This is a genomic window from Pseudomonas paralactis, assembly GCF_001439735.1.
GTDB classification, from domain to species: Bacteria; Pseudomonadota; Gammaproteobacteria; order Pseudomonadales; family Pseudomonadaceae; genus Aquipseudomonas; species Aquipseudomonas paralactis.
Genome location: NZ_JYLN01000003.1, coordinates 394,192 through 416,496, shown reverse-complemented (window position 1 = coordinate 416,496; position 22,305 = coordinate 394,192). Strand labels below are relative to the sequence as shown.

The window sequence follows — 22,305 nt, the reverse complement described above, 5'->3', positions numbered from 1 at the left end:
GGCTTGCTCCCGATGGCGGAGTGCCAGTCAGTGACGATTAGACTGATACACCGCTATCGGGGGCAAGCCCCCTCCCACATTTGATCTGAGGCAATTTACAAACTCAGTTCCAGCCAGCGCGATCCATCAGGCGAATGGCTTCGGCCTGGCGCTTGCCCGCCACTTCCACCGGCAAGGTATCGGCCACGAACTTGCCCCAACTCGCTACTTCCGCCGACGGCGGTACCGCCGGGTTGGCCGGGAACTCCTGGTTCACGTCGGCAAAGATCTTCTGCGCCTCTGGCGTGGTCATCCACTCCACCAGTGCCTTGGCCGCTTGCGGGTGCGGCGCGTGCCTGGTCAGGCCTATGCCCGACAGGTTCACATGCACGCCACGGTCGCCCTGGTTCGGCCAGAACAGTTTGACGGCCAAATCCGGCTTCTGCTTGTGCAGGCGACCGTAGTAGTAGGTGTTGACGATACCCACGTCGCACTGCCCCGCATTGATGGCTTCCAGCACGGCGATATCATCGGAGAACACGTCGGTGGACAGGTTGTTGACCCAGCCTTTGACGATCTCTTCGGTCTTGGCCGCGCCATGGGTTTCGATCAAGGTGGCGGTGAGTGACTGGTTGTAGACTTTTTTCGCCGTGCGCAGGCACAGGCGGCCTTCCCATTGCTTGTCGGCCAGGGCTTCGTAGGTGGTCAGTTCGCCTGGTTTGACCCGGTCGGTGGAGTAGGCGATGGTGCGCGCGCGCAGGCTCAAGCCGGTCCAGGCGTGGGCCGACGAGCGATACTGCAGCGGGATATTCTTGTCGATGACGGCGGAAGTGAACGGTTGCAGGATGCCCATTTGCTCGGCCTGCCAGAGGTTGCCGGCGTCAACGGTGAGCAGCAGATCGGCGGTGGCGTTCTCGCCCTCAGCCTTGATGCGCTGCATCAGCGGCGCTTCCTTGTCGGTGATGAACTTGACCTGCACCCCGGTCTTCTTGGTGTAGGCGTCGAATACCGGCTTGATCAACTCGTCGATTCGCGAGGAGTAGACCACGACTTCGTCGGCCGCCTGCACGGTGGTGCTGCCGATCAGGGTGAGTGCCAGGGCAGTCAGGAGGCGCTTGGGTGCCAACATGGGTGCGGTCTCTCATTTGCAAATTGAGGGCAAATGATAAGGACTCACATTTGGTAACGCTCGGCGGAGGCGTTACCAGATGTTGCACAGCCAGAATATGCGCTGGAGCTGACGGCCTCATCGCGGGCAAGCCCGGCTCCCACAGAGGGTTGTATTGTCAGTTCAGGGTTTGGCGAGTTCGGGAAGATCGCCAGTCAAACCCAGTGCCTGGCGCACAAACACCGCCTTGGCTTCGGGCATCTGGTCGACGATTTTCAAACCCGCATTACGCAACCAGCGCAGCGGCAGTTGATCGGCCTGGAACAAGCGCTCGAAGCCTTCCATCGCCGCCATCAGCGCCAGGTTGTGGGGCATGCGACGTCGCTCGTAACGGCTCAGCACTTTCACATCGGCCAGGCGCTCGCCGCGCTCAGTTGCCGCCAGCAGCACTTCGGCCAGCACCGCCGCATCAAGAAAGCCCAGGTTAACGCCCTGCCCCGCCAACGGGTGAATCACGTGGGCAGCATCGCCGATCAGCGCCAGGCCCTCGGCCACGTAGCGTTTGGCATGGCGCTGGCGCAACGGCACGCAAATGCGGGGGTCAGCGCTGATCACAGTGCCCAGGCGCCCCTCAAAGGCACGCTCCAGTTCCCGGCAGAAGCTTTCATCATCCAGCGCCATCAAGCGCTCGGATTCGGCGGGCGTGGTCGACCAGACGATCGAACACCAATCTTCCTGCCCATCGCGCACCAGCGGCAGGAACGCCAGCGGGCCGGTATCGGTAAAGCGTTGCCACGCCGTGCGCTGGTGTGGCTGGCTGCTGCGCACGCTGGTGACAATGGCGTTATGCAGGTAATCCCACTCGCGGGTCGGGGTGCCGGTCAGGCGGCGTACGGCGGAGTTGGCGCCATCGGCGGCCACTACCAGCGGCGCACGCAACTTGCGACCGTCAGCCAGGGTCAGCAGCCAGTCATCGCCGGAGCGGCGCATCTGTTCCAGGCGCGCATTGGCCAGCAGGCCGAGGTCGCAGTCATGCAGGCGATCCAGCAAGGCATCCTGCACCACGCGGTTTTCGACGATATGCCCGAGCACCTCGGCATGCACACTGGCCGCCGAGAAGTGGATCTGCCCGGTACCGCTGCCGTCCCACACCTGCATTTCGCCGTAAGGGCTGGCACGCCGCTCTACGATGCCGTCCCACACGCCCAGGCGCTCAAGAATGCGCTGGCTGGCCGCCGACAACGCGCTCACCCGAGGTTCAAACGCCGCAGCCGACTCAAACGGCTTGACGCTCAACGGGCTGCCGTCGAGCAGCAGCACCTGCAAGCCACTGCCCTGCAACGCCAGCGCCAGGGCGCTTCCGACCATTCCGGCCCCGACAATCAGCACATCTGCGCGCATGTCCATGCTTTAAGCCTTGTCTCGTGTGCGGCACAGGCCGCAAATAAAATGATGGGCCGGCTCAGACATCGGAGCGCGTGCCCAGACCCATGGCCTGGCGGGCGAACCAGCGTTTGGCCGGCGGCAACAGATCCAGGCCGAGCAGGCCCAGGTTACGGCCCAGCGCCATTAACGGCTGGCCGCTGCCAAACAGGCGTGTGACCTGGTCGGAAAAGCCTACGGTCAGTTGTTGGTCGAGGCGCTGGCGCTCGCGATAGCCTTGCAAGGTCGCCAGGTCACCTGGCACCGCAGGCCCGGCCAGCAAAGCTTCGGCCAGGGCATTGGCATCGCGCAGGGACAGGTTGAAACCCTGCCCGGCAATCGGGTGCAGGCTGTGGGCGGCATTGCCGAGGACTGCAAGATGAGAGCGCACTTGCTCTTCGGCTTCCACCAGGGTCAGCGGGTACAAATGTCGGGCGCCCACTTGCTTGAGGGTGCCCAGGCGATAACCGAACACGCCCTGCAACTCACTCAGGAAACTGCGCTCGTCGAGGTCGGCCAGGCGCTGGGCGTCCATGCCGATGCGGGTCCAGACCAGTGCGCAACGGTTGTCCGGCAGCGGCAACAAGGCCATCGGCCCTTCATCGGTGAAACGTTCGAACGCTTCGCCATTGTGGGCTTCGCTCGGGGTGATATTGGCGATCAGGGCGCTCTGGTTGTAAGGCCGGGTTTTGACGCCAATGCCCAGTTGCTCACGCAAACCGGAGCGGCCGCCGTCGGCCAACACCGCGAGATCGCATTCCAGTACGGTTTCATCGTCGAGCGTCAGGCGATAGCCATCGGGCAGCGGCTCCATGCGTGTGACTTGCGCGGGGCAGCGCCAGCTGACGACGTCTTTATCCAGGCCTTGCCACAGGCATTGGCCCAGCCAGGCGTTTTCCACCACGTAGCCCAGGGCCGGTACGCCCTCTTCCATGGCGGACAAGCGCGCGGTAGAGAAACGCCCACGGTCCGATACATGAATCTGCTTGATCGGCTCGGCGCGGCGGGCAATGTCCTGCCATACGCCCAGGCGCTGATAAATCTGGCGGGCACCAAAGGACAGCGCCGACGAACGCGCATCGTAACTGGGTTGGTAGCTGTCGCCCGGGGCAAACGGTTCGATCAGCATGATCTTCCAGCCGCGCGCCTTGGCACCGGCCTGCAACGCCAGGGCCAGGCTGGCGCCCACCAGACCACCGCCGATAATCGCCAGATTGACCCGGCTCATCGGGCGGCCGCCATCAGCGATTCGATCTCGGCAACGGTCTTGGGCGCCGCACCGGTCAGGATTTCACAGCCTTGCTTGGTCACTATCACGTCGTCCTCGATGCGTACGCCAATGCCACGCCATTTCTTTGCCACGTTCTGGTTGTCCGGTGAAATATAGATCCCCGGCTCCACGGTCAAGGCCATGCCGACTTCCAGCACACGCCATTCACCGCCGACCTTGTACTCGCCTACATCGTGTACATCCATGCCCAGCCAATGGCCGGCGCGGTGCATGTAGAAAGCGCGATAGGCTTCGCTGGCGATCAGCTCGCCAACGTCACCGTGCAGCAACCCCAGCTTCACCAACCCGGCGGTGATGACCTGCACGGTGGCCTCGTGGGCCTGGTTCCAATGCTTGTTCGGTGCGATCTGCTCAAAGGCGGCTTCCTGGGAGGCCAGCACAATCTCGTAGATCGCCTTTTGTTCGGGCGAAAACTTGCCGTTGACCGGCCAGGTGCGGGTGATGTCGCTGGCGTAGCAGTCGATCTCACAACCGGCGTCGATCAGCACCAGGTCGCCATCCTTGAGCAATGCGTCATTTTGCTGGTAATGCAGGATGCAGCTGTTGCGCCCGGCGGCAACGATGGAGCCGTAGGCCGGCATTTTCGCACCGCCCTTGCGGAACTCGTAATCCAGCTCGGCCTCCAGGCTGAACTCATGCAAACCGGCACGGCTGGCCTGCATCGCCCGCACATGGGCCGCGCAGGAAATGCGCGCGGCCTCACGCATCACCCTTACTTCTGCCGCCGATTTATACAGGCGCATGTCGTGCAGCAGATGATCCAAGGCAACGAATTCGTTCGGCGGCTGGGCGCCCAGGTGCGCTTTGGAACGGATCACGTTGATCCACTCCATCACATGGCGGTCGAATTCGGCATTGCTGCCCATGGCTGAATACACCCGGTCGCGGCCTTCGATCAGGCCGGGCAGGATGTCGTCAATATCGGTAATGGGGAACGCGTCGTCAGCGCCAAAGTCGCGAATCGCGCCCTCGGTGCCCGCACGCAGGCCATCCCACAATTCGCGCTCGGCATTGCGCTCGCGGCAGAACAACACGTACTCGCCGTGCTGGCGGCCGGGCATCAGCACGATCACGGCTTCGGGCTCGGGGAAGCCGCTCAGGTACTGGAAGTCGCTGTCCTGGCGGTAGACATGCTCGACATCACGGTTGCGGATCGCTACCGCAGCGGCCGGCAGGATCGCGATGCTATTGGGTTCCATCTGCGCCATGAGCGCCTTGCGGCGACGGGTGTATTCCGCTTTGGGGATATGGATCATGGGCAGATGGACTTCCTTTCTTGCGTCTTAGTGCAGCGAAGGCTTGGGTGCGGCCGGTTCAGCGGACTTTTTGGTCTCGGTGAACAGCAGCAGCGGTGCCACGCGCAGGTATTCCATTACTTCCATGTAGTCGCCTTCGCCGTCTTCGGATTCTTCCAGGGCATCTTGCACCTGGGAGATGGCCGCCAGGTCTTGCAGCACTTCCTTGGCATCGGTGCTCAGTTCCAGGCCGCCGGCGTTTACGCCGAAACCGTGGAGGAAGCCCTGGCACCATTGGCCCAACGCGGCAGCGCGTTCAGCGAGCGGGGCGTCGTCGGTCGGCAGCAGCAGGACCACGGTGACGTCATCACCGGTCAGCTCGCCCTTGACCATCTCTTGCAGGCCAATCAGCGCGTTACGCACGTTTTCGGTCGGTTCGGTTTCCAGCAGCTCGGCCACGTCGGCCAGCCAGTTGTCGGCATCAAAGCCCACGCCGGTGCAACTGCGGCCCAACAGCACGCCGTGCAGTTCGGCAGGCGAGCATGGGTGACCGCTGGTGCTCAGCAGTTTGGAAAAAGCGTCGTACGGGGAATTCTGAATGGGCATGGTGAGCTAGGCGCCAGACGGCGCAATGTCTAGAATGGAGCGCTGTATCCTAGCACCGGCAGACGTACCAAGACTATCAAGGGCGTCAGATCGTTTATCCTGCAGTTGCCATTCATCAGACAAATCCAGTGGAACCCAATGGAAGACACCGACCTGCAAGCGCTGATGGCCAGACTCGAACTGCTAATTGATCGGGTCGAGCAACTAAAGAGTCAAAACGGACTCCTATTAGCTCAGGAAAAGACCTGGCGCGAGGAACGCGCTCACCTCATTGAAAAAAACGAAATCGCCCGGCGTAAGGTCGAATCGATGATTTCGCGCCTGAAGGCCCTGGAGCAAGACTCATGAGTTCAAGCAATAGCGTTACCGTGCAGATCCTCGACAAAGAATATTCGATCATCTGCCCCCAGGAAGAACGCAGCAATCTGGTGAGCGCTGCCCGTTACCTGGACGGCAAGATGCGTGAAATCCGCAGCAGCGGCAAAGTCATCGGCGCCGACCGCATCGCCGTAATGGCCGCGCTGAACATTACCCACGATCTGCTGCACAAGCAGGAACGCCCTGATGTGCAGGCCAGCGGTTCGACGCGTGAGCAAGTGCGTGACCTGCTCGAACGCGTGGATCTGGTGCTTTCCACCGATTCCGACGCACCCAAGGGCTGATTGCCGAGTCTGTTTAAGGTATACTCGCCCCACTCCCTGGCGTGTTTGCCAGTCGGCGATGTCCCTGAGCCGATTCGCACTACCCTGGAAGTTGCACGTTGGGCTGGTGTGCATGTCCGCTAGACGGAAAGCCTTAAAGCCTACTGCTTCTTCCACCTTGAACTTTCGGGTTCAAGGGCTAAGTCGACAGCGGCTCTGTCGGGGAGCCTGAATTCCCAAACTCAATGCCAGTCCCAGGACTGGCATTGTTTTATGAGCCGATAAGCCATGACCGAACCTGCGCCGCTTTCCCGTCCGCAACTTCGACGCATGTTGCGCAAGGCCCGCCGCGCCCTCACACCGAGCGAGCAGCGCCAGGCCGCCCTTGGCCTGTACCGGCAACTGGCACAGCACCCGCTGTTTCGCCGGGCCAAACATATTTCCTTATACCTGCCGACGGACGGTGAAATCGATCCGCGCTTGCTGCTGCGCGCAGCGCAGCGCCGTGGCAAGGCAACCTATCTACCGGTACTGAGCGCCTGGCCGCGCACCAAGATGGTGTTCCAGCGCGTGCGGCGCGGGGATAAATTATCGCCCAACCGCTTTGGTATTCTTGAGCCGCGGGTCAATGCCCATCAACAGCGCAAAGTCTGGGCGCTCGACCTGGTGCTATTGCCATTGGTGGGGTTCGATAGCGAAGGTGGACGCCTGGGCATGGGCGGCGGGTTCTACGACCGCAGCCTGGCTTACCTCGCCAGACGCAAAAGCTGGCGCAAGCCGACCTTGCTGGGCCTGGCCCATGAATGTCAGCAGGTAGAACGCTTGGCGCAGGCGAGTTGGGACGTGCCGCTGGCGGGCACTGTCACCGATAAGCATTGGTATGTTGCACAAACGTCGCTGGAACCAGCGACGCCTTGAAGCCGTATTAACGCTTGAATTGTTGCTGCACTGGCGTGAGCTCAACCGGTGCATCGGTCTTGTTGGACCACAAGCTCTGGGCATATCCGGTGGTCACGACGCCCAGACCAAACAAAATAACCAAAATCCATAGTAAATCCGGTTTACGTTGCATCGATTGCCCCCCTTCAGGCACCTCGTACACGATGACAACAACGTTCCAAAGTAGTCCGTTGCAGCTGCGCCAAGCCTAAAAGCGCGCATTCTGCGGTAACGTGAACCAACACGCAAACCTTGACGCCAACCGACTGTCGGTTTGTCATGCAATTGCCCGACAACTTGCCCAATGCCTTTTTCAGGAGCCCCAAAATGGCCTACTGGCTGATGAAATCCGAGCCTGACGAACTGTCCATCAGGGACCTGGAAAAGCTCGGCGAAGCCCGCTGGGATGGGGTGCGTAACTATCAGGCACGCAACTTTTTGCGCGCCATGGCGGTGGGCGACGAATTTTTCTTCTACCACTCCAGTTGCCCGGAGCCGGGTATTGCCGGCATCGGAAAAATCGTCGAGGCAGCGTACCCGGATCCAACCGCGCTGGAACCGGACAGCCATTATTTCGACGCCAAGGCCAGTGCGGAGAAAAATCCGTGGAGTGCCATCACCGTGGGCCACGTCAACACCTTCCCCAAGGTGCTGGGCCTGGGCTATCTAAAGCAGCAAACCGCGCTTGCCGAAATGCCGCTGGTGCAGAAAGGCAGCCGGCTTTCGGTCATGGCGGTCACGCCTGAACAATGGGCGGCCATCCTTCAGCTGCTTTAACTGACCGATATCAAGACCCTCACGGGCCAAACCCATCACACTGGACGCTAACGCCGCAGGATGCAGCCATGTCTACGAACCACCATACGTCCCGTCTGTTCGCCATCGCCCTGATCGTCCTCTTGCTGGGGGCGGGGGCCTTTGGCTACTGGCGTTCGACCCAGGACCGCCTGCCCGAGGGCTTGAGCATGGGCAATGGGCGCCTGGAGTCCACCGAAGTGCAAATCGCCGCCAAGATCCCCGGGCGCCTGGCCGAAGTGCACGTGGATGAAGGCGACAAAGTGCTCAAGGGCCAGTTGCTGGCGCGCATGGACACCCGCACCCTGCAAGCCCAACGCGCCCAGGCCGAAGCAGAGGTGTTACGCGCCAAGGAAAACTTCGCCTCTGCTGAAGCCAACGTGCAGTTGCGCCAAAGCGAGCAACTGCTGGCCAGCCAGGAACTCAAGCGCACCCAAGAGCTGTACCGGCGCGGCTTCGCCAGCAGCCAATTGATCGACCAGCAGCAAGCGCGCCAGAACACCGGCAACGCGGCAGTGATCGCCGCCCAAGCCCAGGTCAACGCGGTGAAGGCCGCCATCGGCGCAGCCCAGGCCCAGGTAGCCCAACTCACCAGCGAGATCGACGACAGCAGCCTGCGTGCACCCATCGACGGCATCATCCAATTGCGCCTGGCCGAGCCGGGCGAAGTGCTCGGCGCGGGTGGGCGCGTGTTGCTGCTGATTGACCCCAATGACCAGTACATGAATCTCTACCTGCCCGCCTCCGTCACCGGCCGCCTGACCGTCGGCAGTGAAGCACGCATCCTGCTCGACGCCCTGCCCCAGCAAGCGCTGCCGGCCAAAATCAGTTTTGTTGCGGCCAAATCCCAGTTCACTCCCAAGGAAGTCGAAACCCGCGATGAGCGGCAGAAACTGGTGTTCCGCGTCAAATTGCGCCTGACTCAACCCAGCGCCGTACCACAAGCAAAACCGGGCATGCCCGGCGCGGGCTATGTGCGCACAGCCGATATCGACTGGCCGGCCAACCTGCAATGAGCGGCCTGGCGCTGCACGCCACGGGGATCAACCACCGCTACGGCAAGCAACAGGCACTGCTCGACATTGCCTTCAGCTTGCCAGCCGGTACCCGCTGCGGGTTGATAGGTCCGGACGGCGCCGGCAAGTCGAGCCTGCTGGGTCTGATCGCCGGGGTTAAAAAGCTGCAGGAAGGCCAGTTGCAGGTGCTCGGAGGTTCCATCCAGGACCGTCGCCACCGCAATAGCCTGTACGCGCGCATCGCCTTTATGCCCCAGGGCCTGGGCGGCAATCTGTACCCCGAGCTGTCCATCAGCGAGAACATCCGTTTCTTCGCCACCTTGTTCGGCCTGTCGAAAGCCGATTGCGACCAGCGCACGCACAACCTGCTGCTCGCCACCGACCTCGCACGCTTTGCCGAGCGCCCGGCAGGCAAGCTCTCTGGCGGGATGAAACAGAAGCTCGGCTTGTGCTGCGCACTGATCCATGATCCGGACCTGTTGATCCTCGACGAACCCACCACCGGCGTCGATCCGCTGTCCCGCCGGCGTTTCTGGGAGCTGGTAGATAGCGTACGCAGTGAGCGCCCGCAACTGACACTGCTGGTGGCCACCGCCTACATGGAAGAGGCCGAGCAATTCGAGCATTGCCTGATGCTCGACCGTGGCAGGTTGATCGCCGATGGACTGAGCCGCGAACTGGCAGCGATAACGCCCAGCGGCAAACTGGATGAGGCCTTCACCCACTTCCAGGGCGACAGTGCCCACGACAGCCAGCCGCTGGTAATTCCACCGCGCACAGGCGGCAACGCCGATATCGCCATCCAAGCCCACGACCTGACCCTGCGCTTTGGCGATTTCACCGCGGTGAACAACGTCAGCTTTGCCATTGGCCGCGGCGAGATCTTCGGCTTCCTCGGTTCCAACGGCTGCGGCAAGACCACCACCATGAAAGTCCTGACCGGGCTGATGCCGGCCACCGAGGGCAGTGCAATCCTGCTGGGCAAGCCCGTGGACGCCAAGGACCTGGCGACCCGCAAGCGCGTAGGTTTCATGTCGCAGAGCTTCTCGCTGTATGGCGAACTGAGCGTGCGCCAGAACCTGGTGCTGCATGCGCAACTGTTCGACCTGCCCAAGGCCGACAGCGGTCCGCGCATCGATGAGCTGATCCAACGTTTCGACCTCGGTGAAGTGGCCGAACAGCCCTCCGGCGAGTTACCCCTTGGCCTGCGCCAGCGTTTGTCCTTGGCGGTTGCGGTGCTGCATCGCCCGGAAGTGCTGATCCTCGATGAGCCCACCTCGGGCGTCGACCCGGCGGCGCGGGATGATTTCTGGCGGTTGCTGATCGAGTTGTCGCGGCAACAAGGCGTGACCATCTTCCTGTCAACCCACTTTATGAACGAAGCCCAGCGCTGCGACCGCATCTCCTTGATGCATGCAGGCAAGGTGTTGGCCTGCGACACGCCCGAGGCGCTGCAACAGCAGTTCCACGGCGATACCCTGGAGGCGGCTTTCGTCACCTGCCTGGAGCAGGCCCAGGGCAAACCCGAACCCAGCGCGGCCCGTGCAACCGTCAACGATGCCCACGCGCCGCCCGCAAGCAAACACGGCTTCAGCCTGGCGCGGTGGTTAGCCGTGGCGAGCCGCGAAGGCAAGGAGCTGCTGCGCGACAAGGTACGCATGGCCTTCGCCCTGCTCGGGGCGATGTTCATGATGGTGATCTTCGGCTACGGCATTTCCCTGGACGTGGAAAACCTCGCCTTCGCCGTCTACGACCAGGACCAAACCCCGCAAAGCCGCGCCTATCTAGAGGCATTTCGCAGTTCGCGCTATTTCGCCGAGCAAGCCCCCATTCGCGACGCCAACGAATTGCACCGGCGCCTGCAACGTTCGGAAATCAAACTGGCCCTGGAGATCCCACCCGGCTTTGGCCGTGACCTCTACGCTGGCCGCCAGCCCACTGTCGCAGCCTGGCTCGACGGCGGCATGCCGTTTCGCGCTGAAACCAGCCGCAACTACGTGGAGGCCGTGCACCAGAGCAACCTTGCGCAACTGGCTGAACTCAGTAGCTTACCCTTGAACAACCGGGCCGCCGTCAAGCTTGAAACACGCTTTCGCTACAACCAGGACGTGGTCAGCGTGAATGCCATTGGCCCTGGCGTGATGGCGCTGATCCTGGCGTTCATTCCGGCCATGCTTACCGCCCTCGGCATTGTGCGCGAGAAGGAGCTGGGGTCGATCACCAACTTCTATGCCACACCACTGACGCGCCTGGAGTTCCTGTTGGGCAAACAAGTGCCCTATCTGGCCGTGAGCCTGGTTAACCTGGCACTGCTGGTGGCGATGAACCGCTGGTTGTTCGGTGTACCGTTCAAAGGCAGCGGCCTGACCCTGGCTTTCGGTGGCCTGTTGTACGTGCTGGCGACCACGAGCATGGGCCTGCTGATCTCGGCGTTCACCCGCACCCAGATCGCGGCGATCCTCGGCACCATGATCATCACCAGTCTGCCGACCATCCAGTTTTCCGGGCTGATCGTGCCGCGCTCGTCCCTGGAAGGTGCGGCGGCGCTGATGGGCATGCTGTTTCCGGCCGGGCACTTTCTGGATATTGCGGTGGGCACCTTCACCAAGGCCCTGGACCTGCGCCAGTTGTGGCCACAATGCCTGGCCTTGTTCGGATTTTTCGTCGGTTTTACCGGGCTGAGCCTGGTGATGCTCAAGAAGCAGGAGGCCTGATGCACAAGCTCGCCCATATCCTGCGCCTGGGGCTAAAGGAACTCACCAGCCTGCGCCACGACAGCGTGTTGCTACTATTTCTGTTCTACGCCTTCACCGTGGCGATCTACATGCCCGCTGCCGGTTCGGTGATTGGCGTGCACAACGCCAGCGTGGCCTTTGTCGATGAAGATCACAGCGCGCTCTCGCGGCAAATGGCCGAGGCCCTGCAACCACCGGAATTCCAGGCGCCGGCGCCACTGGCCTACGACCAGCTGGACAAGGTCATGGACAGCGGCCAATACACCTTCGTCGTCAATGTACCGGCGAATTTCCAGGCCGACCTGTTGGCGGGGCGCCAGCCGGGGGTGCAGGTGAACATCGATGCCACGGCAATGAGCCAGGCCTTCATGGGCGCGGGTTACATCGGGCGGATTTTCCAACGCGAACTGCTGACCTACAGCGGTCAGGCCGACGCTGCCGGCAAAGCTCCGGCCCTGCTGACCACTCGGGCCTTGTTCAATACCAACCTGGAAGGTGGCTGGTTCCTGGCGGTGATCCAGATCGTCAACAACATCACCATCCTCGCCATCGTGCTGACCGGCACCGCCCTACTGCGCGAACGCGAGCACGGCACCCTCGACCATCTGCTGGTGCTGCCCCTGACCGCGCTGGAGATCATGCTGGCAAAAATCTGGAGCAACATGCTGGTGGTGGTGTTGTGTACGTGGCTGTCCCTGGAACTGGTGGTCAAAGGCTTGCTCGGCGTGCCGCTGGCCGGGTCATTGGGCCTGTTCCTGCTGGTGACGGCGCTGTACCTGTTTGCGAGTACCGCGTTGGGGATCTTCCTCGCCACTCTCGCCCGCTCGACGCCGCAGTTCGGCCTGCTGGCGATCCCGGTGATCATTCCCATGCTGTTGCTCTCTGGCGGCAGTACGCCGCTGGATAGCATGCCCGAATGGTTGCAGTGGGTGATGCAGGGCTCGCCATCGACGCATTTTGTGAGCTTGAGTGCCGCGATTCTATTCAGGGACGCGGGGTTGAGCGTGGTGTGGCCAGACTTGCTGGCCCTGACGGGAATTGGCTTGGTATTTTTTGCGGTAGCGTTGGCGCGGTTTCGCAAGAGCCTGGCGTCCTGAGGCGCCTGGCAGGACCTCGCGAATAGCGCTAAGCGCCGGCCTTACTGGATGATCAGATTGTTGAAGAGCAAATCTTCCACCATCGGCTTGCCGGTCTCGTCATTCATCACTTGCTGGGTTTGTTTCAGGGCTTCCTGGCGCAGCTTTTGCTTGCCTTCGACCGTACTCATGGCCTCGCTGGTCTGCTGGGTGAACAGCGCCACCAGTTGGTTGCGTATCAGTGGATCGTTGGCTTTGACCGCCGCAGCTGCTTCGGTGCCGGTCACGCGCAGGGCGATATTTTCTGCGCGCCATGACGGTGGGCGATGAGTTTTTCTTCTATCACTCCAACTGCCCGGAGCCTGGCATTGCCGGCATCGGCAAAATCGTCGAGGCTGCCTAGCTGAATCCTACAGCGCTGGAACCGGACAACCATTATTTCGACGCCAAGGCCAGTGCTGAGAAAAATCCGTGGAGTGCCATCACCGTGGGCCACGTCAACACCTTCCCCAAGGTGCTGGGCCTGGGCTATCTAAAGCAGCAAACCGCTCTTGCCGAAATGCCGCTGGTGCAGAAAGGCAGCCGGCTTTCGGTGATGCCGGTGACCGCCGAACAATGGGCTGCCGTGCTTGCCTTGAGTCGATTGTTGGGGGCGAGCAAGCTCGCAAAAACTCAAGAACACCGCATTAATTCGGCGTAGTGCCGCGCATTTGCTCTCAACGGCGCTGTAGCTGCCAGCAGTGCAATCTGCGCTCTCGCCCCCCCCCTGGCTCAAGTGCAGTGCAGCTTTCTACCCCAAGGGGGCTGCTCTCTAAAGGCGCCGCATCAGTCACAACGGCGCAAGTGGTTACATTAGATGAGCCGGCGTTCGCTACTGAATACATAAAAAAACAAAGAAAATTACGTATTATTACAGCGACTCAAAACTTATACCGCCAATTCTTAATAATATCAGGAAAGTGGAACATCAAGTATTTTATAACTAACATTATAATTCATGACCACTCAAACACTTAACCCTTCCAACCACCCGCATAAATCCTTGCGCGGGTTAAACTAAGCTTATGTTCTCCCGAAAAACTTCTGGAGAGTCACGTTTAACTATTGGCTTTGCAAAAAATAATTCATCACCTACCACATCACAGCAAGAGGAATTTAGCGCTAGACCTCAATACGCCTTGAAATCCAAACGGAAATTATCGCGTTACACTTAACCATCACCCACAATGCGTTCGCATGGTTTTCAGGATAAACATTTGGCTTAAGCAACACCTTAGTCACACATAGTGTTACACCCGCTCAAATCTGACGAAAGGCCCCAGAGACACCTTGCCGAGCATGCCATGGCATGCTAACGTCAGCCCTTCTATGACTGATAGGACGAAAACGGGTGAAAACACTTATGCATAGTAAGTGCGAAAGCATGATGGCTGAAGTTCTCAAGCATGCTTCCTCGCCAATGACGCTAGGAGAAATCGTTGATGCAATTAGATCTGTGGATTCTAGCTTATTGACAGGTGCCACCCCTACCAAATCTCTTTATTCCATGCTGTTGCGAAGAGAAGGGTTTCGGCGCAATAACGGGCTGAAGACATTATTTAATTCCTCAAAAGCTCGCGGCTCACTTCTTTACTCCTTGGCTGACTGATTATGACGTATATAACTGCTCCCCACGTCATCCCCTACCAAGGTAGCAAGCGAAAACTCGCCTCAGCTATCCTTAGTTTTTTTCCTGATACTGTTCGTTGCCTGTACGAACCATTTGCAGGGTCTGCGGCTATCACTTTAGCAGCCGCCGCAAATGGGCGAGCGGATAAATTTTTGATCGGAGATAAACTAGAGCCCTTGGCAAAACTATGGCAAGAAATAATTGACAACCCCATCGAACTATCCGAAAAGTACAATGCTTTGTGGCAGGGACAGCTTGACGACCCAGCGGAATTTTTTCTAGCCACTAGAGAGAGCTACAATTCAACTCAAAGCCCGTGCGAATTATTGTATCTGATAGCTCGCTGCGTTAAAAACTCAGTTAGATTCAACAATTCCGGTAAGTTTAATCAGGGTGCTGACAAGCGTCGCCTAGGGCTTAAGCCCCAAAAAATATTAAAAGAGGCTAAGCTGGCCTCAGCTCTACTAAAAGGCAAAACCTCTATCGTGTCAGGTGACTTTCGGGACATGATAAAAAATGCTGGCACCGAGGATCTGATTTACATGGATCCACCCTGGCAGGGAACCAGTGGAAAAAGAGACCCTAGGTATGCCTTCTTGCTTGATATAGATGAGCTTGAATCCGAGCTGGACTCTCTCAATGATCGAGGCGTTCCTTATATTCTCAGCTTCGACGGAACATGTGGAGATAAGAACTATGGAAGAGCGTTGGCCCCTCATTTATCACTGACCAAAGTTGAACTCAATGCTGGGCGCTCTACTCAAGCAACTCTTTTGGGCCGGGATCACGTCACTATCGAATCACTTTATTTATCCCCAGCACTCGAAAAAAAGCTATCACACAACCATCCCATAACAAAATACCAACGGAAGATGAAGATTCAGTCGGATCTATTTGAACTCTCCTAATCTTCACTATTGAGCTTTTTAAATATTAATTCCTGTATAGGACTTAGATTAATATCTGCATCCGCTCGAAGCTTATCAAATAACGCTAAATGGTCACCTGAAAATGTTAAGGTGACCTGCCTCTCCTGCTTCATTGCCACATGAGTATATTTCTCAGGGCTTGCCCAATAACACGAAGCGCAAACAGAGTAGTCTCTAAAGTCAGTTAGATTTTGACAATGTTCACATGACCAAGATTTTTGTCGCTGAGCGGTACCTGACAACAGCATGAATTTTGATACATCGCCTTCGCTACCGATCAAATCACCAGAAACTTCATATGGTATACGGTGATCAATTTGCAGGTAACGCTCATCGTATCGCTCACTACTTATCATGCATCGCTCGCCATAATAATCTACCAAATCGGCCTTGAAAGCCTTAGAAAAAGTTTTCCGCCCTCCCAGCTTGTGCCCTTCAACTTTCTCAGGATCACCAAAGCGATAGGCCGCTATACTTCTACCGTCCTTGCCCGCCACTCGATAAGTCTCGACAGGGATACCTTGCTCTCGAACATCACGTATGGCACGTGGAGGATGAATATAACCGTATGTATCTTTCAGATCATCAGTGGTAATGAATCCATACTTAATAATATGATCAATGACAGTCTTAGGTCGCTTTTGGGTGACGCTTCTCGCTAACCGTAATAATTCTGAATCCATGCTCATTATATTTCTCGCCATATTAATAATTTACTGCCGCGACCGGAAATCTGAAGAATGCAACGTGGCAGTTAAAAACTTGTTGCCGGAGAGACAATTAATATTTAATCGCCCTGCATTAGTTTTTTATATATATCTACATTTTCTGCTAGTCACATGCCAACACATTCCTGAATACGCTCACTGGATGATGAGGTTGTTGAACAGCAAATCTTCCACCATCGGCTTGCCGGTCTCGTCATTCATCACTTGCTGGGTTTGTTTCAGGGCTTCCTGACGCAGCTTTTCCTTGCCTTCGACCGTACTCATGGCCTCGCTGGTCTGCTGGGTGAACAGCGCCACCAGTTGGTTGCGTATCAGTGGATCGTTGGCTTTGACCGCCGCAGCTGCTTCGGTGCCGGTCACGCGCAGGGCGATGTCGGCCTTGTAGACCTTGAGCTTGGCCGTGCCATCCAGGCCGTAATTACCCACGAACGGCGGGGTCAGGCTGATATAGCTGACCTTCGGCGCCTCGCCTTCTTTGGCTTCTTCGGCCTGGACTGCCATCGGCAAAGTCAGGGCCAGCATCAACAGGATCCACGCTTTCACAGTTCATTCCTCGAATTCGGTTGCCCGGTAGCATAACGCTAGCAAGGCTGAGCACAAGCTTATGGGGGCTTATCAGGCACGGGTATGCTCGTTGACCCGCGGGCGCACCCTCCTACACTTATCGGCCACGATGCCAAAAGGAATAGTCCGATGAAAGCTGTGCTGTGCAAAGCCTTCGGCCCCGCCGAAACCCTGGTGCTGGAAGAGATCGCCAGCCCTGCAATCAAGAAGAACGAAATCCTGCTGGACGTGCACGCCGCCGGGGTGAATTTCCCGGACACCCTGATCATCGAGGGCAAATACCAGTTCAAGCCGCCTTTTCCGTTTTCACCCGGTGGCGAAGCGGCAGGCGTGGTCAGCGAGGTGGGTGAGAAAGTCAGCCATTTGAAGGTCGGTGACCGCGTAATGGCGTTGACCGGTTGGGGCAGCTTTGCCGAGCAGGTCGCGGTGCCTGGCTATAATGTGCTGCCGATTCCGCCGAGCATGGACTTCAACATTGCCGCCGCCTTCAGCATGACCTACGGCACCTCGATGCACGCTCTTAAACAGCGCGCCAACCTGCAACCCGGTGAGACCCTGCTGGTGCTAGGCGCCTCCGGCGGTGTGGGCCTGGCCGCGGTGGAAATCGGCAAGGCCATGGGCGCCCGCGTGATCGCCGCCGCCAGCAGCGCCGACAAACTCGCGGTGGCCAAGGCGGCCGGGGCTGATGAGTTGATCAACTACAGCGATGCCAGCCTCAAGGACGAGATCAAGCGCCTGACCGATGGCAATGGCGCTGACGTGATTTACGACCCGGTGGGTGGCGACCTGTTTGACCAGGCCGTCCGCGCCATCGCCTGGAACGGCCGCCTGCTGGTAGTGGGGTTTGCCAGCGGGCGCATTCCCGAATTGCCGGTGAACCTGGCGTTGCTCAAGGGCGCGGCGGTAGTCGGGGTGTTCTGGGGCTCGTTTGCCCAGCGCCAGCCGCAGGACAACGCGGCGAATTTTCAGCAGTTGTTCACGTGGTATGCCGAGGGCAAGTTGAAGCCGTTGGTGTCACAGGTGTATCCGCTGGAGCAGGCTGCCCAGGCAATCAATGACCTGGGGCAGCGCAAGGCGGTGGGTAAAATAGTTGTCCAAACCCGATAACACACCTGAAATGCAATCCATGTGGGAGCTGGCTTGCCTGCGATAGCGGTGGGTCAGCTGCTACAGATGAACCTGAAAGACCGCCATCGCAGGCAAGCCAGCTCCCACAATGGTTACTCAGTGGTCTTAGGACCCAATCACGACCACAACTTATCTATTAGCGACATGTTCGTAAAAGAACATGCAATTGCTCGTGTTTCCTGTGTTTGCAGATAAGAGGCGATGCTATTTTCTGTAACGAAACTGTAACATTCGCATCCGCAGTCAAAACAAGAAATTTGGAGCTCTTGAATGTTTGCTTTCTTTCGACCTGCCGCACACCAGGCGCCCCTGCCTGAAGAAAAAATAGACAGTACCTACCGACGGCTGCGCTGGCAGATCTTCGCTGGTATTTTCTTCGGTTACGCCGGCTACTACCTGCTGCGCAAAAACTTCTCCCTGGCCATGCCCTACTTGATCGACGAGGGTTACACCCGTGGTGAACTGGGCCTGGCGATGTCGGCGATTGCGATTGCCTACGGCTTGTCCAAGTTCCTCATGGGCCTAGTGTCCGACCGCTCCAACCCACGTTACTTCCTGCCCTTCGGCCTGCTGGTGTCAGCGGGGGTGATGTTCATTTTCGGTTTCGCACCCTGGGCAACGTCCAGCGTGACCATGATGTTCATTTTGCTGTTCATCAACGGCTGGGCCCAGGGCATGGGGTGGCCGCCGAGTGGGCGGACCATGGTGCACTGGTGGTCGCAGAAAGAGCGCGGCGGCGTGGTGTCGGTGTGGAATGTGGCGCACAACGTCGGCGGCGGTCTGATCGGCCCGCTGTTCCTGCTGGGCATGGCCTGGTTCAACGACTGGCACGCCGCGTTCTATGTGCCGGCCACCGTGGCCCTGGCCGTGGCGGCGTTCGCCTTCATCACCATGCGTGACACCCCGCAATCGGTGGGCTTGCCGCCTATCGAGCAGTACAAGAACGATTACCCGGAAGGCTACGACGCCAGCCACGAAGACGAATTCAGTGCCAAGGAAATCTTCGTCAAGTACGTGCTGCGTAACAAGATGCTGTGGTACATCGCCTTCGCCAACGTGTTTGTCTATCTGCTGCGCTACGGCGTCCTGGACTGGGCGCCGACCTATTTGAAAGAAGCCAAACACTTCACGGTCGACAAGTCGTCCTGGGCGTATTTCTTCTACGAGTGGGCAGGCATCCCGGGCACGCTGCTGTGCGGCTGGATGTCGGACAAAATCTTCCGTGGCAATCGCGGCCTGACCGGCATCGTGTTCATGGCGCTGGTCACCGTGGCGACCCTGGTTTACTGGCTCAACCCGCCGGGCAACCCGATGATCGACATGATTGCGTTGTTCTCCATCGGCTTCCTGATCTACGGCCCGGTCATGCTGATCGGCCTGCAGGCACTGGAACTGGCTCCGAAGAAGGCCGCGGGCACCGCTGCCGGCTTTACCGGTTTGTTCGGTTACCTGGGCGGTTCGGTAGCAGCCAGTGCGGCCATGGGCTACACGGTTGACCATTTCGGCTGGGACGGTGGTTTCGTGCTGCTGATTGGTGCCTGCGTACTGGCGATCGCGTTCCTGATCCCCACGCTGTGGCACACCAACAGCGTGAGCTCGGCGCGTTAATCGGCAGAGCAATCCCTGGCACAACGCTTGAGCCGCGCCTCCAGGTTTTTATCTGGCATGGCGTGGCTACGCAGGGCGTTCACGGTCTGCTCGACATAATCGCGAGTGGTACCGTAACGCCCGCAAGCGCTTTGCAGCACGTGATTAAGCACAATGTCGGGCAAGTTGCCGGCATAGCTGGGCAAGTGCCGCTCCAGAACAAACCCCAACGCCTGCACGGTACTGCCATCTTCCAATCGGCAACTGAGCCAGTGCGGCCGGTACGAGGGGTAAGGCATCTCACGCTGCCATAGAGCGTAAAGCGAGGCCTCCAACTGGTCTTCCGGCAAGCGGTAGGCAAACCCGCTGCAGGAACCACCACGATCCAACCCAAACACCAGCCCCGGCAGCTCCGGCGTACCGCGATGCTCGTGTGACCACAAATACAGGCCACGGTGATAACCGTGAACCCGTGCACGCACCCGCTCGGACGACGAGCACTCAGGGCGCCAGATCAGCGAACCATACGCAAACAGCCACACCGGCCCACCCTTGTGCCGAGCCATGGTGGCCTGCATCGAGCTCATCAATTGTTCGTGAGTGAGTTGCGGCCCCAGATCGAGCCGCGGAGGGTAAGCCAATTGCAGAAGATCGGTTTCAATGGCGGTCATGGCGAAAAGCGGTGCGCCTCCTGTGTATTACCAGTTTTGACATCCTTCCCCACGTCTCGGCCTGCTACCCAGAGCCTAGGCAGGCAAGCTGGAAAGGAAGGGGATTCCTACCGTGTTCAGCCTGTTAAGGCTAACTCACCTCGGGGGGTTCCTGCTGCTGACGGCCTGACAGCACCGTTCACTTCACAGGCGAACCGGGCGTATCCCGCCCTTAACACATTGATCGCGCCGACTACATCGGCGTTTTCTTCGAAACCACACTCGACACATAGGAACTGAGCCTGCGTCTGCCGGTTGTCCTTGCAGACATGAGCACAGCATGGGCAGGTCTGGCTTGTGTAGTGCGGCGGGACCGCAACGAGGTATCCACTCTTCCACGCCAATTTGTAGTCCAGTTGTCGCCGAAACTCGAACCAACCTTGGTCGAGGATGGATTTGTTCAGGCCGGACTTGGCCCGAACGTTTTTCCCAGGTTGCTCGCTGTCGCCTGCCGATGACTTGGACATATTCCGAACCTGCAAGTCCTCGACACACACCATCGCGTGGTTTTTGCTGATGCTGGATGTGGTTTTGTGCAGGTAGTCGCGGCGAGCGTTACCGATATGGCTGTGAATACGTTGGACGCGGGCTCTCGCCCTCTTCCAGTTGTTGCTGAATTTAACCTTATGGCTCATCACCTGCTGCGCTTTTCGCAGGCGACTTTCATGCTGCCTGAAGCTGTTGAGCGGTTTGTAGAACGTACCGTCTGAGAGCGTGGCGAATCGGGTGATGCCCAAGTCGATACCCACCGCATCGCCTTGTGGGAATGACTGTTCTACCTCGCGCTCCGTCTGGATACTCGCGTACCATTTGCCGCAAGACTGGCTAATGGTGATGTTCTTTGCCTTGCCCAGAATATCGCGACTGTTGCGATAGCGTATCCAGCCCAGCCTGGGCAGGAAAATACGATTGTTGGTTTCGTCGATCTTCATCCCTTGTGGGTAACGAAAACTGTCAGATTTCCATTTCTTTTTAAAGCGCGGAAACTCAGCTCGTTTGGCAAAAAAATTAGCGTAGCTGCGTTCCAAATCTTTGAGTGTCTGCTGAAGCGCCTGAGATGGCGCCTCAGACAGCCAATTGGTTTCTGGATGATCTTTCCATTCAACCAATTGCTTGCATAGACCGGCATAGCCGAGTTTCTTCTCGCCCTGTTCGTAGCGCTTTTTCTGCAACGCCAGTGCCTTGTTGAAAACGAACCGACACGAACCCGCAAAACGGCGCATTTGCCGCTCCTGGCCGCCATCTGGCATCAGTTCGAACTTAAAGGCTTGGAGTCGTTTCATCGCTCGAATATAGGTTGGGCCATGATTAATGACAATGATGTTAGGCGTGAAAACGCTCCCCTTGGCATCAAAAATCAGAACCTCAGCGCTCTGAGTTCGTACGATCGATCCGGCTGGCGGGCGGTGGCGGTCAGTATCTGGTTAAGGTCGGTGAAGTCGGTAGTCCGTTGCGATATAGCTTAAAGATATTTATCAACCAGAATAAATACCTTAAAAGAATAAGCAAAAGCATAAGCACGCTCGCCCATTCGTCAGGATCCACGTGGCTAATCCCGGTACTTTCAGCCCCGGTTCAGCCTGGGCGCGTGCCAAGCCGTCAAACTGGCGCGCCTATCACGACCCACTTAGCCGTTCATCAAATCGACTACCGAGGTCGCCATGAAAAAATTCCGATTGCCTGGCCTGTTATTGCTTGCCCAGGCCACCACTGCACTGGCCAGTGAAACGCCAATGGCCACTGACGACAAAGGCTTCTGGTACGCCCAGACCAGCGTGTACACGCGGCACTTTGCGCCCGACCCGCAACACAACAACAAACAGGACCTGATCGGCCTGGAGCGCAATGAGGCGTCGGGCCTGGTGTATGGCGGGGTGACCTTTCGCAACTCGTTCCGCCAGCGCTCGTACTACGCCTATGCGGGCAAGCGCTATGACATGGCTGAATACCCGGTGTATGCGAAGTTGACCGGCGGGCTGATCCAGGGCTATCGCGGCGAGTACCGCGACAAGATCCCATTGAATCGTTTTGGCGTAGCGCCAGTGATCATTCCGTCCGTGGGTACCCATTACGGGCCGGTCGCGGCGGAGCTGGTGTTGCTGGGGTTCAATGCAGCGATGGTGACGACTGGCTTACGCTTCTGACAC

At 58.5% G+C, this 22,305-nt stretch carries 21 protein-coding genes, 1 other RNA gene and 2 pseudogenes; 13 read left to right on the top strand and 11 right to left on the bottom strand.

The window, feature by feature from the left end; all coding sequences use genetic code 11:
• Positions 1-103: 103 nt before the first annotated feature.
• The 5 genes from TX23_RS10095 to TX23_RS10075 form a co-directional block, all read right to left on the bottom strand.
• Positions 104-1,108 (bottom strand): extracellular solute-binding protein, encoded by a 1,005-nt coding sequence (locus TX23_RS10095; RefSeq protein ID WP_057702046.1) that lies wholly within the window; start codon positions 1,106-1,108, stop codon positions 104-106.
• Between the two features lie 162 nt (positions 1,109-1,270).
• Positions 1,271-2,488, bottom strand: a complete 1,218-nt coding sequence (locus TX23_RS10090) for a 2-octaprenyl-3-methyl-6-methoxy-1,4-benzoquinol hydroxylase (RefSeq protein ID WP_167346930.1) — start codon at positions 2,486-2,488, stop codon at positions 1,271-1,273.
• A 61-nt stretch (positions 2,489-2,549) separates the two neighbouring features.
• Entirely contained in the window at positions 2,550-3,737 is a 1,188-nt protein-coding gene (gene ubiH / locus TX23_RS10085; protein ID WP_057702044.1) for a 2-octaprenyl-6-methoxyphenyl hydroxylase, read from the bottom strand.
• Entirely contained in the window at positions 3,734-5,056 is a 1,323-nt protein-coding gene (gene pepP, locus TX23_RS10080) for a Xaa-Pro aminopeptidase (RefSeq protein ID WP_057702043.1), read from the bottom strand. The genes ubiH and pepP overlap by 4 nt, the downstream gene beginning before the upstream one ends.
• A 27-nt stretch (positions 5,057-5,083) precedes the next feature.
• A complete protein-coding gene (locus tag TX23_RS10075; RefSeq protein WP_057702042.1) occupies positions 5,084-5,641 on the bottom strand; it encodes a YecA/YgfB family protein in 558 nt (185 codons plus the stop codon).
• Positions 5,642-5,779: 138 nt separating this feature from the next.
• Here TX23_RS10075 and TX23_RS10070 point away from each other — a divergent pair, with 138 nt between their 5' ends.
• The 4 genes from TX23_RS10070 (at position 5,780) to TX23_RS10060 (ending at position 7,200) form a co-directional block, all read left to right on the top strand.
• The gene (locus tag TX23_RS10070; RefSeq protein WP_003177365.1) at positions 5,780-5,989 is read left to right on the top strand and encodes a TIGR02449 family protein; all 210 of its coding nucleotides are present in this window, start codon (positions 5,780-5,782) and stop codon (positions 5,987-5,989) included.
• The gene (locus TX23_RS10065; protein ID WP_005792389.1) at positions 5,986-6,303 is read left to right on the top strand and encodes a cell division protein ZapA; all 318 of its coding nucleotides are present in this window, start codon (positions 5,986-5,988) and stop codon (positions 6,301-6,303) included. The genes TX23_RS10070 and TX23_RS10065 overlap by 4 nt, the downstream gene beginning before the upstream one ends.
• A gap of 30 nt (positions 6,304-6,333) precedes the next feature.
• A non-coding RNA gene (gene ssrS, locus TX23_RS27045) (6S RNA) lies at positions 6,334-6,512 on the top strand.
• A gap of 58 nt (positions 6,513-6,570) precedes the next feature.
• Positions 6,571-7,200 (top strand): 5-formyltetrahydrofolate cyclo-ligase, encoded by a 630-nt coding sequence (locus TX23_RS10060; RefSeq protein WP_057702041.1) that lies wholly within the window; start codon positions 6,571-6,573, stop codon positions 7,198-7,200.
• A gap of 7 nt (positions 7,201-7,207) precedes the next feature.
• On the opposite strand, the gene TX23_RS28175 is transcribed toward TX23_RS10060, so the two are convergent.
• Positions 7,208-7,354 carry a hypothetical protein gene (locus TX23_RS28175; RefSeq protein WP_087149491.1) on the bottom strand — a complete coding sequence of 49 codons (147 nt, stop codon included), beginning with the start codon at positions 7,352-7,354 and terminating at the stop codon, positions 7,208-7,210.
• Positions 7,355-7,548: 194 nt separating this feature from the next.
• Between TX23_RS28175 and TX23_RS10055 the strand changes: the two genes are divergently transcribed.
• The 4 genes from TX23_RS10055 (at position 7,549) to TX23_RS10040 (ending at position 12,864) form a co-directional block, all read left to right on the top strand.
• The gene (locus TX23_RS10055; protein ID WP_057702040.1) at positions 7,549-7,998 is read left to right on the top strand and encodes an EVE domain-containing protein; all 450 of its coding nucleotides are present in this window, start codon (positions 7,549-7,551) and stop codon (positions 7,996-7,998) included.
• A gap of 68 nt (positions 7,999-8,066) precedes the next feature.
• The gene (locus tag TX23_RS10050) at positions 8,067-9,032 is read left to right on the top strand and encodes an HlyD family secretion protein (protein WP_057702039.1); all 966 of its coding nucleotides are present in this window, start codon (positions 8,067-8,069) and stop codon (positions 9,030-9,032) included.
• Positions 9,029-11,746, top strand: coding sequence for a ribosome-associated ATPase/putative transporter RbbA (gene rbbA, locus TX23_RS10045; RefSeq protein WP_057702038.1), 2,718 nt, complete (start codon positions 9,029-9,031; stop codon positions 11,744-11,746). Before TX23_RS10050 ends, rbbA begins: the two co-directional genes overlap by 4 nt.
• A complete protein-coding gene (locus tag TX23_RS10040; protein WP_057702037.1) occupies positions 11,746-12,864 on the top strand; it encodes an ABC transporter permease in 1,119 nt (372 codons plus the stop codon). Before rbbA ends, TX23_RS10040 begins: the two co-directional genes overlap by 1 nt.
• 41 nt (positions 12,865-12,905) lie before the next feature.
• On the opposite strand, the pseudogene TX23_RS10035 reads toward TX23_RS10040, so the two are convergent.
• Positions 12,906-13,145: pseudogene (locus tag TX23_RS10035) on the bottom strand (flagellar basal body-associated FliL family protein); the annotation flags it as partial.
• Between TX23_RS10035 and TX23_RS10030 the strand changes: the two are divergent.
• Both TX23_RS10030 and TX23_RS10025 read left to right on the top strand, forming a co-directional pair.
• A pseudogene (locus TX23_RS10030) lies at positions 13,139-13,543 on the top strand (EVE domain-containing protein); the annotation flags it as partial. The pseudogenes TX23_RS10035 and TX23_RS10030 overlap by 7 nt on opposite strands.
• Before the next feature lie 950 nt (positions 13,544-14,493).
• A complete protein-coding gene (locus tag TX23_RS10025; protein WP_057702036.1) occupies positions 14,494-15,420 on the top strand; it encodes a DNA adenine methylase in 927 nt (308 codons plus the stop codon).
• On the opposite strand, the gene TX23_RS27040 is transcribed toward TX23_RS10025, so the two are convergent.
• On the bottom strand, positions 15,417-16,130 hold the full coding sequence (locus TX23_RS27040; RefSeq protein ID WP_087149490.1) for an HNH endonuclease: 714 nt from the start codon (positions 16,128-16,130) through the stop codon (positions 15,417-15,419). The genes TX23_RS10025 and TX23_RS27040 overlap by 4 nt on opposite strands.
• Positions 16,131-16,304: 174 nt before the next feature.
• Entirely contained in the window at positions 16,305-16,712 is a 408-nt protein-coding gene (locus TX23_RS10015) for a flagellar basal body-associated protein FliL (RefSeq protein ID WP_005792398.1), read from the bottom strand.
• A gap of 150 nt (positions 16,713-16,862) precedes the next feature.
• Here TX23_RS10015 and TX23_RS10010 point away from each other — a divergent pair, with 150 nt between their 5' ends.
• Positions 16,863-17,840: an NADPH:quinone oxidoreductase family protein gene (locus TX23_RS10010; RefSeq protein WP_057702034.1), complete on the top strand. Its 978-nt coding sequence runs from the start codon at positions 16,863-16,865 to the stop codon at positions 17,838-17,840.
• A gap of 291 nt (positions 17,841-18,131) precedes the next feature.
• The gene (gene glpT, locus TX23_RS10005; protein WP_003195321.1) at positions 18,132-19,469 is read left to right on the top strand and encodes a glycerol-3-phosphate transporter; all 1,338 of its coding nucleotides are present in this window, start codon (positions 18,132-18,134) and stop codon (positions 19,467-19,469) included.
• Here the strand turns inward: glpT and TX23_RS10000 are convergent.
• Both TX23_RS10000 and TX23_RS09995 read right to left on the bottom strand, forming a co-directional pair.
• Positions 19,466-20,119 carry a gamma-glutamylcyclotransferase gene (locus TX23_RS10000; RefSeq protein ID WP_057702033.1) on the bottom strand — a complete coding sequence of 218 codons (654 nt, stop codon included), beginning with the start codon at positions 20,117-20,119 and terminating at the stop codon, positions 19,466-19,468. The two genes, glpT and TX23_RS10000, sit on opposite strands and share 4 nt — an antisense overlap.
• A 116-nt stretch (positions 20,120-20,235) precedes the next feature.
• Entirely contained in the window at positions 20,236-21,441 is a 1,206-nt protein-coding gene (locus TX23_RS09995) for an RNA-guided endonuclease InsQ/TnpB family protein (RefSeq protein ID WP_057702032.1), read from the bottom strand.
• Between the two features lie 378 nt (positions 21,442-21,819).
• On the opposite strand from TX23_RS09995, the gene TX23_RS09990 reads away from it, so the two are divergent.
• On the top strand, positions 21,820-22,302 hold the full coding sequence (locus tag TX23_RS09990) for a hypothetical protein (protein WP_057702031.1): 483 nt from the start codon (positions 21,820-21,822) through the stop codon (positions 22,300-22,302).
• Positions 22,303-22,305: the final 3 nt, after the last annotated feature.

Coding starts and splice junctions, on each gene's coding strand:
- TX23_RS10055 (WP_057702040.1), top strand. CDS start 7,549: ATGGCCTACTGGCTGATGAAATCCGAGCCTGACGAACTGTCCATCAGG.
- TX23_RS10075 (WP_057702042.1), bottom strand. CDS start 5,641: ATGCCCATTCAGAATTCCCCGTACGACGCTTTTTCCAAACTGCTGAGC.
- TX23_RS10000 (WP_057702033.1), bottom strand. CDS start 20,119: ATGACCGCCATTGAAACCGATCTTCTGCAATTGGCTTACCCTCCGCGG.
- TX23_RS10095 (WP_057702046.1), bottom strand. CDS start 1,108: ATGTTGGCACCCAAGCGCCTCCTGACTGCCCTGGCACTCACCCTGATC.
- TX23_RS10025 (WP_057702036.1), top strand. CDS start 14,494: ATGACGTATATAACTGCTCCCCACGTCATCCCCTACCAAGGTAGCAAG.
- TX23_RS10040 (WP_057702037.1), top strand. CDS start 11,746: ATGCACAAGCTCGCCCATATCCTGCGCCTGGGGCTAAAGGAACTCACC.
- TX23_RS10060 (WP_057702041.1), top strand. CDS start 6,571: ATGACCGAACCTGCGCCGCTTTCCCGTCCGCAACTTCGACGCATGTTG.
- ubiH (WP_057702044.1), bottom strand. CDS start 3,737: ATGAGCCGGGTCAATCTGGCGATTATCGGCGGTGGTCTGGTGGGCGCC.
- TX23_RS09990 (WP_057702031.1), top strand. CDS start 21,820: ATGAAAAAATTCCGATTGCCTGGCCTGTTATTGCTTGCCCAGGCCACC.
- glpT (WP_003195321.1), top strand. CDS start 18,132: ATGTTTGCTTTCTTTCGACCTGCCGCACACCAGGCGCCCCTGCCTGAA.
- pepP (WP_057702043.1), bottom strand. CDS start 5,056: ATGATCCATATCCCCAAAGCGGAATACACCCGTCGCCGCAAGGCGCTC.
- TX23_RS28175 (WP_087149491.1), bottom strand. CDS start 7,354: ATGCAACGTAAACCGGATTTACTATGGATTTTGGTTATTTTGTTTGGT.
- TX23_RS10010 (WP_057702034.1), top strand. CDS start 16,863: ATGAAAGCTGTGCTGTGCAAAGCCTTCGGCCCCGCCGAAACCCTGGTG.
- TX23_RS10090 (WP_167346930.1), bottom strand. CDS start 2,488: ATGCGCGCAGATGTGCTGATTGTCGGGGCCGGAATGGTCGGAAGCGCC.
- rbbA (WP_057702038.1), top strand. CDS start 9,029: ATGAGCGGCCTGGCGCTGCACGCCACGGGGATCAACCACCGCTACGGC.
- TX23_RS27040 (WP_087149490.1), bottom strand. CDS start 16,130: ATGAGCATGGATTCAGAATTATTACGGTTAGCGAGAAGCGTCACCCAA.
- TX23_RS09995 (WP_057702032.1), bottom strand. CDS start 21,441: ATGAAACGACTCCAAGCCTTTAAGTTCGAACTGATGCCAGATGGCGGC.
- TX23_RS10065 (WP_005792389.1), top strand. CDS start 5,986: ATGAGTTCAAGCAATAGCGTTACCGTGCAGATCCTCGACAAAGAATAT.
- TX23_RS10070 (WP_003177365.1), top strand. CDS start 5,780: ATGGAAGACACCGACCTGCAAGCGCTGATGGCCAGACTCGAACTGCTA.
- TX23_RS10050 (WP_057702039.1), top strand. CDS start 8,067: ATGTCTACGAACCACCATACGTCCCGTCTGTTCGCCATCGCCCTGATC.